Origin of the sequence: Riemerella anatipestifer ATCC 11845 = DSM 15868 (genome assembly GCF_000252855.1) — a bacterium.
GTDB classification, from domain to species: domain Bacteria; phylum Bacteroidota; class Bacteroidia; order Flavobacteriales; family Weeksellaceae; genus Riemerella; species Riemerella anatipestifera.
In genome coordinates this window covers 2,146,743-2,164,087 of sequence record NC_017045.1, presented here as the reverse complement: position 1 = coordinate 2,164,087, position 17,345 = coordinate 2,146,743, and the positions used below count along the sequence as shown (strand labels likewise).

The following is a 17,345-nucleotide window of genomic DNA, read 5'->3' as shown; positions in this document are numbered from 1 at the left end:
AAGCGGATGCTTTTTCCGTATTGCTAATTTAAGAAAAAAGTAATACGGAAAAGCAGGAGCGACTAAATATTACCAAATTTTCAACCCTGCACTTAACCCCGCCTTTTGCAAATACTATGTTAGCGGCAGGTGTTTTTCCTTATTTTGTTGCGATATAAATCTCCACTTCCGAATCTTGACCTTTTTGGCTGTTTTCCCCATATACTTCAAAGTCATACGTATATTTTCTATTGAGTTCTTCGTCTCTATTCCAAATGTCTATCCAAGTATTGATAACAGCGTTCGGCATTTCGCCTTTTGCTACGAATTTTTGAAAATTCTCGGCTTCAAATTCCCGACCGACTAATCCGTTAGGGATTTCATTTAGTGTTGAAACAGGAACACCTATAATCGTAGTATATTCCTCGGTGTAGTTGCTTTTGTAATCAGTATAAATTGAAAATATTTCATCTGATACTTTATTCGGTATCTTCTCAAAAATGTTTTCCGCATAGAATTGCCCCCAAAGTTTTCCCAAATCTTCCTTTGATTTGTTGTCTTTGTTTGTTGTCCGAGTGGAAATTCCAATTACTTTAAATCCGTTTTTCATTTTATTGTTTTATCAACTGTTGTTATTCTGTATGTGTTAATGCACTGTAATTCGAATGTTTTTTAGAATTTGGGCTTTGTTAATGCTCATATTCAAAAAATTTCTTTTCAGCCGTGCGTTTTGATACGATTGCCGCTAACGGTCAGGGTATTGCCGAAGGCGGGGCTTCTTTGCACTTAACTTCAACTAAAATACCACACCTCAAAGATAAACAAAATTTTCTAAAAAAACAATTACCCCCGCTTGCGGCAATACCTTGTTGTAACCAGTTTTTATTTCTTTATCTTTATACTTAACCCTAAATCCGATTGTTCAGACAGTTTAAACATTGTAACATTTTGATTTTTAATACTTAATGCAATAATTAGGTTATTCTGTGTCGTGTTGTAAAAATATGAAAATCAATTATTTATGAGGTTTAGACACCAGAATTTGATGGAGTTAAGGTTTAACGGTATTATGTCCTCCTACTCCTGATACTTCTATCCACTTAGTAATTCGGTAATCAAAATGGTTAAATTTCCGTTCTGTTTTCTTCACTAATTCAGGTAAATCTATTATCAATTCTCGTTTAGTTCGAGGAGGTAACCAGCGGTCTAATTCATAGGTTTCTTGAAATAATAATTCATTTTCTCGTGAATAAAACATAAATTCAACCTCTATTCCCTTGTAAACAATAAATTCAGAGCTATTCCATAAAGAGCCTTCTATTCGATATTTCCGAAAGTATTTCCAAAACAACCACTTGGAACGTGGGTGCATTAGTAATACAAAATCAGCTTTTAAATCTTCATTTTCTTTTTCCGTTATTTTTCCCACAAGGTTTTCCTAAATTGGTTACAACGGGAAAAGTATTTGCGAAGGGCGGAACTGAAATGAACCTTAAGTTCAATTCAGTCCAACCGTAGCAAATGCTTTTTCAATGAAACTAAATTAATCAAAATAGTTGAATTGAAAAGCATTTTGCGATTGAAATATTACTGAACTTTCTATCATTCCCTCAACTCCGCCTTTTGCAAATACTATGTTGTACGACGTTTTTTTTATTTTTCACAATAAATCCAACCGTTATTCTCAGTTTTTTTCAGTGCTATCTTTTTCGTATTAAAATCTGTTTTGTCCTTTTCTAACACATCATAAAATGGTGTCTTATCTTCTTTTTTATAGGTAACACTTACTTCAGCAATGTTCATTGAAGGAATTTCTTGAATTGAACCAACTTTATCTAACTTATTTGTATATAACTTCACATAATTGACTTTAGTGTTTTCAGATATATCTTTACTTTCAATTACATAAGACTTAGATTTGTCAGTCAAAGCAACTAATTGAAATTTATTTGTAAACCAACCACTTTTTTCTTCCTTACTTTCAATTGTTAACAACCCTTTTTTTTGTAATTCTTGATATTGATTTATATCTTCTTCAGACATATAAGAAACCTTTCCACTTCTAATAACTCCTTTTCCATAAATAGGATCTTTTTCCAAACATTCATTTACAAGACTCTTAACTTTAGATTCAGATAAATTATCTGAACAAGAAATTGTGAGTAAACTTAAAACACTTAGGAATAATGTTTTTTTCATAAATTTTCTTTTTTAATTATAATTAGTTTAGTTTTTTGACAACCTTTTTTAAAATGTCGTACAACGGCTCGGGTATTGCCGAAGGCGGGGATTTTTAGCATAAAAGTTCAATCGAAGAACGAATGTTGAACCTTGCACAAATTTCCAATCGAAGCCGTTCAGCCCCGCTTTTGGCAATACCTTGTTAGCGGTTCGGCTTTCTTGTTCTCAGTCATTAAAATCTTGATAGTAATTCATCTTCCTCGTCTGGTTTGTCGTAAGCATCAGCTTCTGTTAAATGTCCGTCTTGGTCACTAATTCTCGTGAGTTTTTTCCCTTGTCTAAATACTAATTGAAGTCCGTGTTCTTGTTCCCAATCGCACTCACAAGCAATTTGAACATAAATATCTTGCTCCTTGTAAGGTCGTCTTGTTACATAAATTTCTGTCGGCTGTATGAATTTCCAAATTTCGTTCTTGTTTTTTATCTGTCTTAATGGTTCGTCTGCTTCGTCATATTCAACTGCGTCCAAAAAATCCATACAGTTTTTATAAGCCAATTCAGAAATCAAATTTCGGTCGTTTGCGTTTAGCTTCAAAAAATTTGTCAAAGCTTGGTCTGCTTCGTCAATAAATGTCTTGTCGTGTTCGGGTTCAAAATCCATAAAGGTTATCGTCAACTTGTCGTTGTCGAAAAATGGAATTGCTACCTCTTCACTTTTCCACCAATCAGGAAAACTTTCATCTTGTCTAAGTCGTCCAATAATTTTCGATATAATTTCTTTGTTCATTTTGTTCGTGTCCTTTTTTAAGCTGACCGCTAACGGTCGGGGGCTTTGCGTTCGGGCGGGCTTTCGAAGCCAAGATGTTCGGCTAATATACAAATTTTCATAGAAGTACAAAACCTGAATTTTGCACTTTAGCCCGCCTGACGCAAAACCCTTGTTAGCAGAAGTTTTTATTTATTCGTAAATTCTTCGTAAATTTTAGGACATATTTTTTTCATACTTTCAGGATTTTCTTCTTTCCAAGTAAATTCAAATTCAGGATAATTTCCTTCTTTCGTAGTAAAATTATCTTCGTCAATAAAATCATATAAATCTTGTCCTGTTCGTTGTCGGAATGCTTCTAAAGCTACATACCAAAAAAGTTCAAATTCATAAAAACCTTCTTCTCCGAAATCTTTTTGAGAAATTAGAGTATCAGGATTTTCTTTTGCTTTGTAATAAACATCTTTACCTCTCGAAATTACCCAATTTCTAAAATACTCAAATCCGTCATCGGAACTTCCTCCATTCATTAAATAACTAGCACACCACATTTCAGAATTATACGTATCGTAGAGAAGTTTGTCGGTTCTTAAACGAAATCCAATCATTTGCTTAGGGGTTAATTTGCTAATTTCCGAAATTAGAAACTTTTCTTGTTCATCTTGATTTTCTGAATTTTTTAATGAATTATCAATAATTTTCCAGTATAAATCTTCATCCAGCATTTCAGCTGTTTTTTCAATTTTTAAAGAGTTAGAATTAGGTTTTGAAGTTTGTTCCGATTGTTCTTTCTTTCCAAAAAATTTATCAAAAAAAACCATATTATTGCTATTTGAATTATTACAAGATAAAATTGTTAAGTAAAACATTGTTGAGAGGACTGTTTTCATAAAATTTCTGCTAACGGTCAGGGTATTGCCGAAGGCGGGGCTTATTAGCACCTAACTTCAACTAAAATACCATACTTCAAAAGTAAACAAAAGTTTCTAAAAAAGCAATTAACCCCGCTTGCGGCAATACCTTGTTGTGCGTTCGGCTTTGTTTTAGACTAGTTTTATATGTTGTTCTTCAAGTTTCACATTAAAGTTAATTTCGGCTTTCAATGCTTTAAACACTTTAATTATCGTGTCAATTGTCGCACTGTTTGCACTACTTTCTAATTTGGAAATTTGAGATTTTTGAACGCCAACAATTTGTCCTAATTGTTCTTGTGTCAAATTTCGTTCTTGTCGAGCCGTTTTAATCATTTTACCTAAAACATCCATTCGTAGTTCATATTCGTACTCGTCACGTTCTTTTGTTCCAACTTTACCGATATATTTATCTTTCATTTCGGCAAGTGAGTATGATTTAATTTCGTTATTTGCCATTTTATTTGCTATTTTGTTTATTACTAAAATATTTTTCTCTAATTTTGACCGCTTTGTCAATTTCTTTTGTTGGGACTTTGTTAACTTTCTTTATAAACCCGTGCGTTGCAAGTACTAAAGTTTCTTTTCCGTCTGTTTTGTCCCAAAATGCAAGAAGTCGAATTTGAAGTCCTGCATAAAGTGTTCTAAACTCCCAAATGTCATTTTTAAGTTTTTTGAAAAGTCTTGGGTCGTTTGTTTGTTGGGCTAAATCAATGTTATAAAACAGTTTTCTAGCAGTTTTTTCATCAAGTTCAGAAATAAACTTGTCAGCTTCTTCTAAAAATCGTGTTTCAAAAAATTGCATTTAGTTGTTTTATGTAAATTTTCAACAAAGATACAAAAGTTTCCAAATATCACAACTTAATTTTTCAGTTTGTTTTATGCACAATGTTCGAATAAGCTGACGCACAACGGGAAAAGTATTTGCGAAGGGCGGAGCTGAAATGAACTTTAAGTTCAATTCAGTTCAACCGAAGCGGATGCTTTTTCCGTCATGCTAATTTACTCAAAAAAAGTAATACGGAAAAGCAGAAGCGGATAAATATTACTAAATTTTCAACCCTGCACTTAACCCCGCCTTTTGCAAATACTATGTTATGCGACGTTTTTGTTAAACATATTTTTTTTCCTTACAATTTGTATTCATTTTTTCAATTGCTTGGATAAATTCAGAAGTGTCAAGAAAGTAGCTAGGATATGCTTTTTTTAGAGTTTTTAAAGAGGAAGCCGAAACTAATACAACAGCATTTTCGCTCTCTTTAATACTAGTTTCAAGTCTTAAATATTCTTTTGTTGCATATTCAAATTGATTCTTATTGAAGATTTGAATATTTACTGACATTTGGACAAGGTTGATGTTAAGCAAATAGTAATCCCCTGGAAAATTATCTGACTCAATTCTATTTGTAGAAACTCTTATCGCTTTCAATTTTGTTAAAATATTTAATTCATTGCAGTAATTGTAACATTTAATCATCAAATCTTCCATCGATAGATTTTTATGCTCTTCCATAACTGGAAGTTTCTCCTTAATTGCGAATAGCGAACTTACCACTTTAAAAAAGTCTAGCCATTCATCTGGACCTTGATTTGATTTTAAAGATGTTTTAGTTATTATCCCCGCTGTTTCAACAGCGGTTGCCCAATTGTGTTGCAGTTTCGTTCTAATTTGTAATTCAATTTTCAATCCGTCATAATCTTCTTTTGTTGACGAATATTTATAAATGTAATGAATACTTCTATAACCTGTATGTTTGGGCTCATTAACATAATCCACAATTTTTTCAAGTTTATGATTACTTCTTTGATTTTTCAACGCTTCGTTCAATTTTTTCAAGTCTCTAACATCTTTCAAAACAGCACGATAGCCTCCAATATCTTGCATTCCACCTAAGCCCATACTTGGGTTTAGGTCAAGCTTATAAACTATTGATGTTAATCTTTTAAGTCTTTGTGAAATTAATTTTGGTTCAATATTATTTTTTGACAAAAGACGTATTAAACTGTTTTTTAATACAACAAGTGGATGCAAATGAGTTGTTCTCCAACTGTTAATCATACTTAATGCTTCATTAATTTCACTATCTGACTTTGAAGATATAAGTTTTTCTCCTGCTTTAGTTATTTGTTTTCTACTATATCGCATATTTTTCTATAAAATGTCGCATAACGGTTTGCGGCTTGGCGAAGGGCGGGACTTTTAGCACTAAATTTCATACGAAGCACAAATGTTGAACCTTGCACAAATGGCTCTACGAAGCACGAAACCCCGCCTTTTGCCAAACCGCTGTTAGCAGTAGTGGTTCTTCTTTCAGTCTTTCAGTCGTCATTTTGATAGTTTCAAGATTTTAAATGCTCCTTGTCCAACGATGAAAAATACAATTGTCCCAACGATAAGGTCAGGATATTTTGAGTTTGTCAAGTAAACAAGTCCGCCTGCTACAATTACTCCAAGGTTTACAATTACGTCATTAGATGTGAAAATCATACTTGCTTGCATATGTGCTTCTTTGCTTTTACTTTTTTGCAGTAAATACAAACACAGTCCGTTTCCAATAAGAGCAAGAATTGAAATAATTATCATTGTCTGAAATACTGGAATTGTTTCCGTTCCAACAAATCGTCTGATAACTTCTATAAAACCAAAAACCGCAAGTGTCAACTGAAAATAACCTGCCGATTTTGCAATGTTCTTTTTTCGTGTCATTGTCCCACCAACTGCAAAAAGTGCAAGTCCGTAAACAATACTGTCGGCAAGCATATCCAAACTGTCGGCTACAAGTCCCATTGAGTTAGAAATAAAACCTGTCGCAAGTTCAAGTGCAAAAAAGAAAAAGTTGATGGCTAAAACTTGCCAAAGTAATTTTTTTTCTCGGTCTGTGTTGTCGGTTGTTGAAATGTAATTGTCTGCCGAAACGCTGTCAATAAGAGAAGTGTCAAACTTTAAGTTGTCAAGTCGTTGAAAAATTTGGTCGTGATTGTCAGTGTGAAAAACGGTCAGTTGTCTGTTCGGTATATCAAAGTCCAACGAGTTGATGTTTGTCAAGTCGGCAAGTTTCATCCGTATCATTTGTTCTTCGGATGGGCAGTCCATTTTTGATATTTTAAATGTCGTTTTCTGCATTGTCTATTGTTATCGGTTGGGTCGTCCTACCATTACTGCTAACGGTCCGGGTATTGCCGAAGGCGGGGACTTCTCAGCACCCAACTTCAACTGAAATACCACACCTCAAAGGTAAACAAATTTTTCTAAAATGCAAATATCCCCCGCTTGCGGCAATACCTTGTTGGCGGTTCGTTCTTTTTGTTAGAGCTGTAAAGTAAGTTTTAAATGTCCGCCTAATCCCGTTTGAATAATTTTCATCAAAGTTGAAAGTCGAATGTCACTTGCATTATTTTCTATACGTGAAATGTAAGACTTATTTGTTCCGCACTTTTCAGCAAGTTCTTCTTGTGTCATACCAAGTTTGCGTCTTGCTTCCTCCAGCAAAACACCAAGTTGGAAACTTTCAAATTCTTGTTCCCACTGTTCTCTTTCTTTTGCACCTCGTTTTCCGTATTTATTGTCAAGGATTTCGTCAAGCGTTGTAATGTTATTTTCTTTCGTTTTCATATTCTGCTTTTATTTTTATTGCCTTTTCTATTTCATTTTTTGGTGTTTTTTGAGATTTTTTTTGAAAACCATTCCCTAAAACAACTAAATTTCCTTTATCGAAAAAAGCGAAAATTCTAAAAATGTTTCCACCAAGTTCAACCCGAACTTCAAAAAGTCCGTCAGTTCCAGTTATATGGTCAAAATACTTTTTAGGAACTCGGTCAATTGTCCGCAACAAGTTCAAAGTCCATTCAATCTTTCTTTGTACTTCATCTGTTTGGGCTTGGTAGAAGTCCAAAAAGTATTTTTTATATGCAATAACTTGTCTTATAGTTTCCACACCACAAAGTTAACTATTCAGATAACAATATGCAAATTTTTTATTGAAATTTTCTGTTAGGCAGTGACGTTTTTTAGAATGACCGCCAACGGTTTGCGGCTTTGCGTAGTGGCAGACTTAGATGCACTTCACTGTCAGCCTACCAAAATGCTAATTAGATGCACAAAATTACAATTTTGCACTGAACCCGCCATTACGCAAAACCGATGTTGTGCCTTCGTTGTTCTTTTTTGTCCGTTATATAGTCGGTCAATTCTGTTACTGTTGGGAAGCCATACTCTTTGCCAAGTTTTGGTTTGCGTATCGGCTCGTGCGACTTGGCAATGTGTATGGCTTGTGGGTTGGTTTTAATAATTAAATGTCAGTCCTACTCCAAAACCCATATCACTGTCGTAATGCGTTCTGAAACCTAAGTTTTTACTTGCGATATAATTCAGTCCAAGCATATATTCTCTGTCTGTATTTACCATAAATGCAGCTCTAAACCTTTTTGAAAGTGGAATGTCTTCACGTCTTAATTGTACTCTTACGTTTCCATCGTGATAGACTTCTGTTTGTAAAATTATAAGCATTGGCAGAGTATATGCAACCCCTAAACTAAACTGTGTCCGATTGTCTTTGGTATTAGTCTGCCCAAAAAGATTTTTTTCTGGTGTTTCGTGCTTTCTGTATCGCCAATCAAAGCCAATAAAGGGCATTAGCCATTGGTTTCTGCCTATGTATCGCCCTATGTGTGTTTCTGTTTCGTATCCGTGTTTGTCGCTATATCCCAAACGCCATTCAGTGCCAAAACTCCATCGGGTATTTTGTAACATTGTCATACCATCATTTCCATTTGTTGCAAAGTCGTTTTGAAACATAAAATGTAGTTCGTTGCTTTCTCTTTGTAGTTTTTTGTAAGCCCATTTTTTGTCAGGCAACAATGGATTGGGTGCTTGGTTTTCTGTACTAAAAACTCGGTTCATCCCTGCCATCATATGGTAGAGAATATGACAATGAAAAAACCAATCGCCTTCTAAATTGGCTTCAAACTCAATCACATTGGTTTCCATAGGCATTATGTCCAAAACATTTTTAAGCGGTGCATAATCGCCTTGCCCGTTTATAACCCTAAAATCGTGTCCGTGCAAGTGCATCGGGTGTCGCATCATCGAGTTGTTGTAGAGTGTTATTCTTACAATTTCTCCTTTTTTGATTAGAATTTTATCAGTTTCAGCAAGCACTCGGTTGTCCATACTCCACACATAGCGGTTCATATTGCCTGTTAATTCAAACCTTAATTCTCTGATAGGTGCATCTTTTGGCAAAGTGGTTTTGGTAGGTGATTTCAGCATTGCGTAGTTTAAGGTAACAATGTCATTACTGGGCATTGTATGATTGCTATGGTCTGAATGTTCGGATTTTTTGGGTTTATTTTCTCCTGTAATCTCAGGGTACATTACCGTATTCATATCCATTTGTTGCAATGACATATCCATACCCATATCGTTCATTGTGCCATCCATTTTCATCATATCGTTCATCATCTTCATACCTTCAAAGTATTTCAGTTTAGGCAATGGACTTGCCAACTGCTTAATACCTGAACCTATGTAAATAGATGCTGATTTAGTTCGGTCTTCGGGTGTTGCCAAAAATTCATAGGAAGTATTTTCTGCCGGAATGGTAACGATGACATCATAGGTTTCTGAAACTCCTATAATTAGTCTATCCACCACAACAGGCTCAACATCATTGCCATCATTGGCAACGACAGTCATTTTTCCACCTGCATACGTGAGCCAAAAATAGGAAGATGCACCACCGTTTGATATTCGCAACCTTACTTTGTCGCCTGCTTTGAATTGAGCGAGTTGGCTTTCAGATGTTCCGTTAATCAAGAATTTGTCATAATATACATCACTCACGTCCATTGCCAACATTCGTTTCCATTCGTTGGTCAATTTGGTTTTGAAATGTCCTGCTTTTTTGGCTTCTGCATAACTCTGCACAGTGTTTTTTTTAATGGCGAACCAATCATTAGCATTGTGCAACATTCGGTGTACATTATCAGGATTATAGTCTGTCCATTCGCTCAAAATAATAGGCACAGAAGGCAAATCATCAATGCCTTTTCTGAAAGTTGGGTCGTCTGCTCTTTTGAGCAAAACCATTGAGCCATACATTCCGATTTGTTCTTGCAGTCCGCTGTGGCTGTGATACCAATGTGTACCGTTTTGAATAATTGGGAAACGATATACGTGGGTCGTATTCGGTTCAATGGGCATTTGGGTCAAGTAGGGCACACCATCTTCTTTATTGGGCAAATACAATCCGTGCCAATGCAACGATGTGCTTTCTCTGAGCCTATTATGAACATGAATTTCTGCCGTATCGCCTTCGGTAAAGGTGAGTGTTGGCATAGGAATTTGTCCGTTTACGGCTATTGCCCTTTTTTCTTTTCCTGTAAAATTAACAATAGTGTCTTTTACGTAAAGGTCATATCGCACCACTTTTTGGGCGAAAATGGTTGTAGTTGCCAATAGCATTAGAACTATCGGCAACAATTTTTTATAAATATTTTTTTGATTATCCATTTAATAAATTTCATTTTAAATTAGGTTTAAAAGCATCCAAGCACTCATTGCAATCATTAGTGCATCTTCAATAATAGTTACGGTACTCATTGGCAAATTGAACACTGCACCCAAACAGGCACACTGAATTTTCTTTTTGTTCAATACCGATTGCAATACGCCAATGATGCTGATGCTCATTACTATAAATATTAAACTATTAGTAACAAGCGGATTAAAATTGATTAAAAAAGCAATACCCAAAGCCAATTCTGTGAAAGCATAGATATAAGCCCAAGCGGGTAAACGTTTGGCAACAACATCATACATTACATAACTTTCGGCAAAGCCTTTCAAATTAAGCATTTTGAAAAACGAAAACACCAAAAAGAACCCTGCCATAAAATGTCGCATCCACTGCATACCATCAAACCTATTGTTGGAAAATTGCACCAATAGCGTTACCAATGAGATGTAGAAAAATATCAACAAAATAGGCTTGTAGGTTTCAAGCCAACTTTTGGTTTGTTCAGCCAATTCGCTGTGATGTTGGGCAGAAATTTGATATTTTTCGGTCAAGGCTTTCTGCAACTTATCCAATGCAACGTGTTTATCCATTGTGATTGTGGCTGAATTTTCGTCTTTTGAAACATCAACATTTACCACATTTTCTACCATTAGCAACGATGATTTTACTTTTGATTCGCAACTTGAACAGGTCATTCCTGTTACTTGATATGTATGTACCATAATCTTACATTTTAAAAGTTAATAACTATGGTACAAAGTTCCGAAGCTATTTGTTCATTGTTGTTGTGGTATTTTGGGTTTGAGTTGTAACATTTATAAGTCTTCAATCTGCTTCCGTTTTTTGTCTTTCAATTGCTTGTAATGCGAAGGCGAAAAGCCTGTTACCTTTTTGAACTGATTGCTCAAATATGCCACACTGCTATAATTCATCTGAAAAGCAATTTCATTCAGTGTCAATTCATCATACAGAAGCAATTCTTTCACCTTTTCAATTTTTTGGTTAATAAAGTATTTCTCAATGGTCGTATCTTCTACTTCCGAGAACAAATTGCTAAGAGATGAATAATCTTGTGTTAACTGTTTTGACAAATAATCAGAAAGATTGGTGTTGAGTTGGGCATTTTGTTGATGCACCAATTCAATTATTAAAGTTTTAATTTTATCAATTAATCGGCTTTTCTTGTCATCAATCAGTTCAAAACCAAAACCTTTCAGGTGTTCTGCAATTTCACTTTTTTGCCTTTCTGAAATGGGTGTTACTTCTACTTCGCCTAAATCAACTGCGAGTAGTTGAAGTCCGAGTTTTTCCAACTCAGACTTCACTACCATTTTGCAGCGACTACACACCATATTTTTGATGTAGAGCTTCATTTATTCAATGGTTTCAACCGTTTTACCACAAGTGAGCATTTTAGAACCATAGTATGGGTTCTTCACTGCATTTTCCTTGCTCAACCAATTAGCACCTTTACCATTGTTTGCCATTGGGCAATGTTGGTAATATGTAGGTGTTTCTTGTTTGGAAACTTTCAAGAGTTGATACATATTGTCAGACAAGGTATTGAAATGGTCTCTTTGATGCCCAACATCTTTGGTTTCTTCAATGTGTTCGGTATCAAATATCAAGTCCTTCATTACTTTCATCCAAACAGTATGTTCTTCATTGGAAAGTTTGTTCATCTGCACGGCATTAAGAGCGTTGAGCAATTCTTTTGCTTTGGCAGAAGCCAAGTTTCCATCAGATTTTACCAAAGCATCTTTAAGTGCGAAATAATTTTCAAAAACTGATTTGAGTTGATTTACTTCTTGCTTTGTTTCTGTTGACTTGTCAGTTGCCCCACCGTGATTGTGATTAGAATGGTTGTCTATCGTTTCTACTTTTACCGTTTCCGATTTTTTCACACGGTCGTATTGACAGCATTCAGGAAGTTTCGCATAGACATCATCAGGTGCAAGAAATTTTTCGCTATCATAACCCGCCAATGCAATGCGTTTCAAAACTTCATCTTGATTGGTCTTGCTTGGGTCGTAAGTAAGAGTAGCCATTTTGGTATCTTTGTTCCAATCTACCTGAGCTACTTTCTTAATGTTTCCTGCTTTTTCAATGGTCGTTTTACACATACCACAGTTACCGTAAATTTTTACGCTTTCGGTTTTAGCGTTTTTGATTTGAGCGTTACACGCTGTAAACGATAGCAATAGTGTTATTGCCATCAATATTTTTATTGATTTCATTTTTTTAAAATTAAATGTTGAATGAAAAATTGTGATTGAAAGCTAATAATTGCGTTCAATTGGACAGACCTTTGGCTGTCAAGGCAAGAAATCAGCCTATTTTTGGCGGTAGCCGAATAGAAATGAAACCTGATGAATAAAAGCTATCTTGGTAATAAAAATTTGGCTTGTTGGGGATTAACTTAATTCCTGAAAATTTGATTAAGAATGGAATAGTAAAATTTGTATGGTTTGAAGGACAATGACAGTTTGAGTTGCCACATTTTCCATCACAATCTTTTCCGTGCTTATTGCATTGTCCTTTTTCTGTGTCGCAACACTCTTTTTTTTCCGCTTCGGTGTCGGATTGTTTGGTGCAATTATTTTCTATGTTTTCAGATTTTGACCCACAAGCATAGATGTCTGTTGGTGTCAGTAAGAAACCAATCAGGGTTAATAATGCTATGTAAATAAATCTTATCATACTGTTTCAAAACGCAAATTTACAAATTTTTTCGGTCAAGCGTTGGCAAAAAACAGCTCTTTTGGTTTTTAGGGTTGGCTTGCGTATCGGCAAAAACCAAATGTGCTGTTTGTGCGGTCGGCTTTTTACAATGAGGCACAACGGTCATGGTATTGCCGAAGGCGGGGCTTATTAGCACCTAACTTCAACTAAAATACCACTCTTCAAAAGTAAACAAAATTTTCTAAAAAAACAATTAACCCCGCTTGCGGCAATACCTTGTTGTAACCAGTTTTTATTTCTTTATTTCTTTATCTTTATACTTACCCCTAAATCCGATTGTTCAGACAGTTTAAACATTGTAACATTTTGATTTTTAACACTTAATGTAATAATTAGGCTATTCTATGCCGTATTGTAAAAATATGAAAATCAATTATTTATGAGGTTTAGACACCAGAATTTGATGGAGTTTAAGGTTTAACGGTATTATGTCCTCCTACTCCTGACACTTCTATCCATTTAGTAATTCGGTAATCAAAATGGTTAAAATTCCGTTCTGTTTTCTTCACTAATTCAGGTAAATCTATTATCAATTCTCGTTTAGTTCGAGGAGGTAACCAACGATCTAATTCATAGGTTTCTTGAAATAATAATTTGTTTTCTCGTGAATAAAACATAAATTCGACCTCTATTCCTTTGTAAACAATAAATTCAGAGATATTCCACAAAGAGCCTTCTATTCGATATTTCCGAAAGTATTTCCAAAACAACCACTTAGAACGTGGGTGCATTAGTAACACAAAATCAGCTTTTAAATCTTCATTTATTTTTTCCGTCGTTTTTTCCACAAGGTTTTCCTAAATTGGTTACAACGGTCATGGTATTTGCGAAGGGCGGAACTGAAATGAACCTAAAGTTCAATTCAGTCCAACCGTAGCAAATGCTTTTTCAATGCCACTAAATTAATCAAAATAGTTGAATTGAAAAGCATTTTGCGACTAAATATTCCAACTTTTCAATTTAACACCACTTCCCGCCTTTTGCAAATACTATGTTGTATGCAATACTTTTTTACTCATCTAATTCGATCGGATTGAGAGCAGAACCTGCAAGTTCTTTCATAATAATCTCACCAAGTTTATCTTGATTATTTCTATACTTTTCTAAGGTTTCTCTGCTTATATTAATATTTATTACATTACCATCTTTCATCATATAAGAACTTGTCCCATTGCTATCAACACTTACTGCCGCAATGTCTGAAATAGTAGGTCTGTAATTTTTCAAATATTCTTGATATTGAGTATTCGTAATTGTTCTTTCGTTTTTAATATTTTGAATTTTTGAATTTTGAATTCTTTTGAGCTGAATTAACGAAAATTGGTGAGAATTATCTTCAGAGAATATTTTTACAATTAAGCCTGGTAAGCCTGAAAATTTGTAAGGTCCATCATTTATAGGTATTGCTTTTGTAAAATATGCTGTCCATTTTCTACCTTTATAAAAAGTCTCTGCCTTTTGACATTCATAATTACCAACTTTCAAAAGTTCATCAAAAATTTTCCAATTTGGTCGTTCATTTTCGAGAATTCTAAAATTAATTGTTGTAAATTTCGTATGATAAACTATGTCATTTTTTTTGTAATCTTTAGTAATGTTATAATGTAAATTTTTGTCCATTCTACCCGCTTTCATGATTTCGCCCATGTCGTTACTAGAATTTTTTATCGAATCAATTTTAAATTTTGTTTCACTTATAAAATTAGATTGCATTCCGTCAGATTCTAAATACATGTAATTATTTATAAGAGAGTCCTTTTTTGTTTTGTCTGGTGCAAATTTATATTCATAGATAAATCGATAATTTTGTGAAAATAAATTTGCAGTAAATAAGATTAAGAAAAAATGTAATATTTTCATAAGATTAGGATTGCAGTTCAATCTAGTGTTGCATACAACGGTTGAGTATTGCCGAAGGCGGGGCTTCTTAGCACTTAACTTCAACTAAGATACCACCCCCCAAAGGTAAACAAAATTTTCTAAAAAATAAATAAACCCCGCTTGCGGCAATACCGTGTTACCAGCTGTACTATTTTTTTCTGCGTGGTGTCTTTTCCGCATAGTATTCAGTCCGCACATTTTTCACGTTTTCAGCGTTCAAGTCCACAATTTGACCGTTTAGTTTTTCAGCCTTTAGTCAGTTCCACAGTTTTTTAGTTATTCTTTTTCTGTTTTCAGTTCCGAAATCCATTCGTTTTTCCGCTTTTCGTCAGTTTGAGTTCCTTTCCTTTGGGATTTTTCCTCTTTTTTAGGTTTTAAAAGTCCAACATTCTGTCGAGCGTTAAAAGTTATCAGCTGTACTCTCCAACATTTTTTAGGAGTCGGCTCATTCAAAAATATGCTTTTAAGTCGTCCGTTGTAGAAAATGAATTTAGACCCCCTAACACGCACTGCTCGGCTGGGTCTAAGTTCAGTTTCTTATTATTCACAATTTAGAGCGTTTTTTAATCGTTTCAAGTCCTTAGCGAAATGTTTGGAGTGTATAGCTGGTAACACACAAATATACGAAATATTTCCAATCAGAAATAAATTTAGCTAATTTCTTAAATAAAAACAAGCATAATACTGATAACCATAAATATAAACAAAAATTATTATTACGCATTTTATATTATTTCTGTATAGAAACACCTTTTTTATACTCAATAATAAACATTTAATACGCATGTAACTCAATAACACTGAGTTAAGAAATTTAAAACAAATGTTAATTATTTTGTTAATTTTGTAGTTCATTGTTTGATTGATGAATGTTATTGCAAGACAAGGAATAAAGTATTCTATAATAGGTTATTTAGGCTTTATAATAGGCACTCTATCCTCTATATTTCTATTTCCAAATGATTATGAATTTTATGGAAAACTAAGGTATATTCTTCCTATGGCAGAGACATTTTTACCTATTATTGTCTTTGGAATCTCTTTTTCTAATGTAAAATTCTTTTTTTCCGCAGAAAAACAGGGGCTCAACCAAAGTATGCTATCCCTCTCTCTACTGGCTGTAGTCTTTAATTTCATAGTATTTTCTGGAGCGTTCTTTCTAGCTTGTCTTCTGTTTCCCAGCCTTAAAGAAACTCAGTTTTGGAATATGAAATATCTCATATTACCATTACTTTTTCTACTTTCCATTTCCTCAGTACTCAACAAATATATTTCTAATTATAAAAGAATAGCAATACCTAATATTTTCGAAAACTTATTCCCCAAAATCGCTAATATAGGAGCATTTTCGTTATTTTTCTTTCTAGGAGTTCCAGAATATGGTGCTTTGGCTTTTTTTCTAGGAATATTTGTATTGTCTTTGGTAGGCTATTTTTGGTACAATAAAAAACTAACCAGGTTTAACTGGGATTTTTCTACACAATTTTTTAGAGCTAATAACACTTGGAAAAAATTTTTAGAGTACAGTTTTTATGGCTTTTTAGGAAACATAGGCAACTATATCGCTATCAAAATAGATAATGTAATGATAAGCGAGTTTCTTAATTTCAAACTCAACGGGGTTTACTCTAACCTCTACTCTATTTTGCAACTTATTGCCGTACCTGCTATGGGACTTTACACCATCTACGCTCCACTGATAAACCAATGTTTTGAAGAAAACGATATGGCTAAACTCCAAGCCTCTCATCAAAAAACTTCTCTTAATCTTTTCTGTATTGGGATTATCCTCTATACCTGTCTTTTAGCTGGATTTCCATTTTTAGGACAGATGATTAAAAACGGAAACGAACTATTAGACCACCAATACCTACTATGGATACTAGGTCCTGCTATTCTTTTTGATTTAGCCACAGGTTTCAATGGGCATATTATTTCAATGTCCAAATACTTCAAATTCAACATAGTAGTCATGCTATTTTTAGCATTTGCTACAGTGGGGCTTAATCTCGTATTTCTACGCTATACCGATTTAGGAATTATGGGAATAGCCTTGGCAACCGCTATTTCTCTCACCACTTTTAACATTATTAAAATTATATTCAACCGAATATATTTTGGGGTATTTCCGCTTTCTTTAAAGATGTTGTATATGTCTTTATTATGTAGCGGAACAATCCTACTGATATACTATCTACCCGCTTTACCTTGGGCAATAATAGACTTTATTTATCGCCCTACACTTGCGCTTACTATCATTCTCTTAGGCAATTATATATGCAAAATTTACCCAACTCAACAACTCATTGCACCTCTATTAAAAAAATTGAAACGGTAATTTTTATTTAACTTTTTTTAACACCAACC

General features: G+C 34.2%; 19 protein-coding genes. 1 reads left to right on the top strand and 18 read right to left on the bottom strand.

Annotated elements, in window-relative coordinates; all coding sequences use genetic code 11:
* Window positions 1-139: 139 nt before the first annotated feature.
* From RA0C_RS10185 to RA0C_RS10480, 18 genes are all read right to left on the bottom strand, one after another.
* Window positions 140-589, bottom strand: a complete 450-nt coding sequence (locus RA0C_RS10185) for a GyrI-like domain-containing protein (RefSeq protein ID WP_013447212.1) — start codon at window positions 587-589, stop codon at window positions 140-142.
* Window positions 590-1,030: 441 nt separating this feature from the next.
* Window positions 1,031-1,408 carry a hypothetical protein gene (locus RA0C_RS10175; protein WP_013447211.1) on the bottom strand — a complete coding sequence of 126 codons (378 nt, stop codon included), beginning with the start codon at window positions 1,406-1,408 and terminating at the stop codon, window positions 1,031-1,033.
* Window positions 1,409-1,632: 224 nt separating this feature from the next.
* Window positions 1,633-2,178, bottom strand: coding sequence for a hypothetical protein (locus RA0C_RS10170; RefSeq protein WP_004917632.1), 546 nt, complete (start codon window positions 2,176-2,178; stop codon window positions 1,633-1,635).
* Between the two features lie 214 nt (window positions 2,179-2,392).
* Window positions 2,393-2,947 carry a DUF6985 domain-containing protein gene (locus tag RA0C_RS10165; protein WP_004917629.1) on the bottom strand — a complete coding sequence of 185 codons (555 nt, stop codon included), beginning with the start codon at window positions 2,945-2,947 and terminating at the stop codon, window positions 2,393-2,395.
* A gap of 167 nt (window positions 2,948-3,114) precedes the next feature.
* The gene (locus RA0C_RS10160; RefSeq protein ID WP_013447210.1) at window positions 3,115-3,747 is read right to left on the bottom strand and encodes a DUF4240 domain-containing protein; all 633 of its coding nucleotides are present in this window, start codon (window positions 3,745-3,747) and stop codon (window positions 3,115-3,117) included.
* A 222-nt stretch (window positions 3,748-3,969) separates the two neighbouring features.
* Window positions 3,970-4,296: a helix-turn-helix domain-containing protein gene (locus RA0C_RS10155; RefSeq protein WP_004917623.1), complete on the bottom strand. Its 327-nt coding sequence runs from the start codon at window positions 4,294-4,296 to the stop codon at window positions 3,970-3,972.
* Between the two features lies 1 nt (window position 4,297).
* Complete coding sequence (locus tag RA0C_RS10150; protein WP_004917621.1) at window positions 4,298-4,642, bottom strand: type II toxin-antitoxin system RelE/ParE family toxin; 345 nt, start codon at window positions 4,640-4,642, stop codon at window positions 4,298-4,300.
* 306 nt (window positions 4,643-4,948) lie between these two features.
* Window positions 4,949-5,983, bottom strand: a complete 1,035-nt coding sequence (locus RA0C_RS10145) for a RelA/SpoT domain-containing protein (protein ID WP_013447209.1) — start codon at window positions 5,981-5,983, stop codon at window positions 4,949-4,951.
* Between the two features lie 180 nt (window positions 5,984-6,163).
* Window positions 6,164-6,961: a cation diffusion facilitator family transporter gene (locus tag RA0C_RS10140; RefSeq protein ID WP_004918542.1), complete on the bottom strand. Its 798-nt coding sequence runs from the start codon at window positions 6,959-6,961 to the stop codon at window positions 6,164-6,166.
* 183 nt (window positions 6,962-7,144) lie between these two features.
* Window positions 7,145-7,450, bottom strand: a complete 306-nt coding sequence (locus RA0C_RS10130) for a helix-turn-helix domain-containing protein (protein WP_004917541.1) — start codon at window positions 7,448-7,450, stop codon at window positions 7,145-7,147.
* A complete protein-coding gene (locus tag RA0C_RS10125; RefSeq protein WP_013447208.1) occupies window positions 7,431-7,772 on the bottom strand; it encodes a type II toxin-antitoxin system RelE/ParE family toxin in 342 nt (113 codons plus the stop codon). Before RA0C_RS10125 ends, RA0C_RS10130 begins: the two co-directional genes overlap by 20 nt.
* Before the next feature lie 347 nt (window positions 7,773-8,119).
* Window positions 8,120-10,348: a multicopper oxidase domain-containing protein gene (locus RA0C_RS10120; RefSeq protein ID WP_004917543.1), complete on the bottom strand. Its 2,229-nt coding sequence runs from the start codon at window positions 10,346-10,348 to the stop codon at window positions 8,120-8,122.
* Window positions 10,349-10,363: 15 nt separating this feature from the next.
* A complete protein-coding gene (locus RA0C_RS10115) occupies window positions 10,364-11,077 on the bottom strand; it encodes a heavy-metal-associated domain-containing protein (RefSeq protein WP_013447207.1) in 714 nt (237 codons plus the stop codon).
* 93 nt (window positions 11,078-11,170) lie between these two features.
* Window positions 11,171-11,728 carry a helix-turn-helix domain-containing protein gene (locus RA0C_RS10110; protein WP_004917545.1) on the bottom strand — a complete coding sequence of 186 codons (558 nt, stop codon included), beginning with the start codon at window positions 11,726-11,728 and terminating at the stop codon, window positions 11,171-11,173.
* Entirely contained in the window at window positions 11,729-12,592 is an 864-nt protein-coding gene (locus RA0C_RS10105; protein WP_014614999.1) for a DUF3347 domain-containing protein, read from the bottom strand. It abuts the gene before it with no gap.
* A 915-nt stretch (window positions 12,593-13,507) separates the two neighbouring features.
* Window positions 13,508-13,885, bottom strand: coding sequence for a hypothetical protein (locus tag RA0C_RS10095; protein WP_013447205.1), 378 nt, complete (start codon window positions 13,883-13,885; stop codon window positions 13,508-13,510).
* A gap of 223 nt (window positions 13,886-14,108) precedes the next feature.
* Window positions 14,109-14,957, bottom strand: coding sequence for a GLPGLI family protein (locus RA0C_RS10090; RefSeq protein ID WP_004917433.1), 849 nt, complete (start codon window positions 14,955-14,957; stop codon window positions 14,109-14,111).
* Between the two features lie 297 nt (window positions 14,958-15,254).
* Window positions 15,255-15,431, bottom strand: a complete 177-nt coding sequence (locus RA0C_RS10480; protein WP_004920732.1) for a hypothetical protein — start codon at window positions 15,429-15,431, stop codon at window positions 15,255-15,257.
* Window positions 15,432-15,843: 412 nt separating this feature from the next.
* Here RA0C_RS10480 and RA0C_RS10085 point away from each other — a divergent pair, with 412 nt between their 5' ends.
* On the top strand, window positions 15,844-17,316 hold the full coding sequence (locus RA0C_RS10085) for a lipopolysaccharide biosynthesis protein (RefSeq protein ID WP_013447204.1): 1,473 nt from the start codon (window positions 15,844-15,846) through the stop codon (window positions 17,314-17,316).
* Window positions 17,317-17,345: the final 29 nt, after the last annotated feature.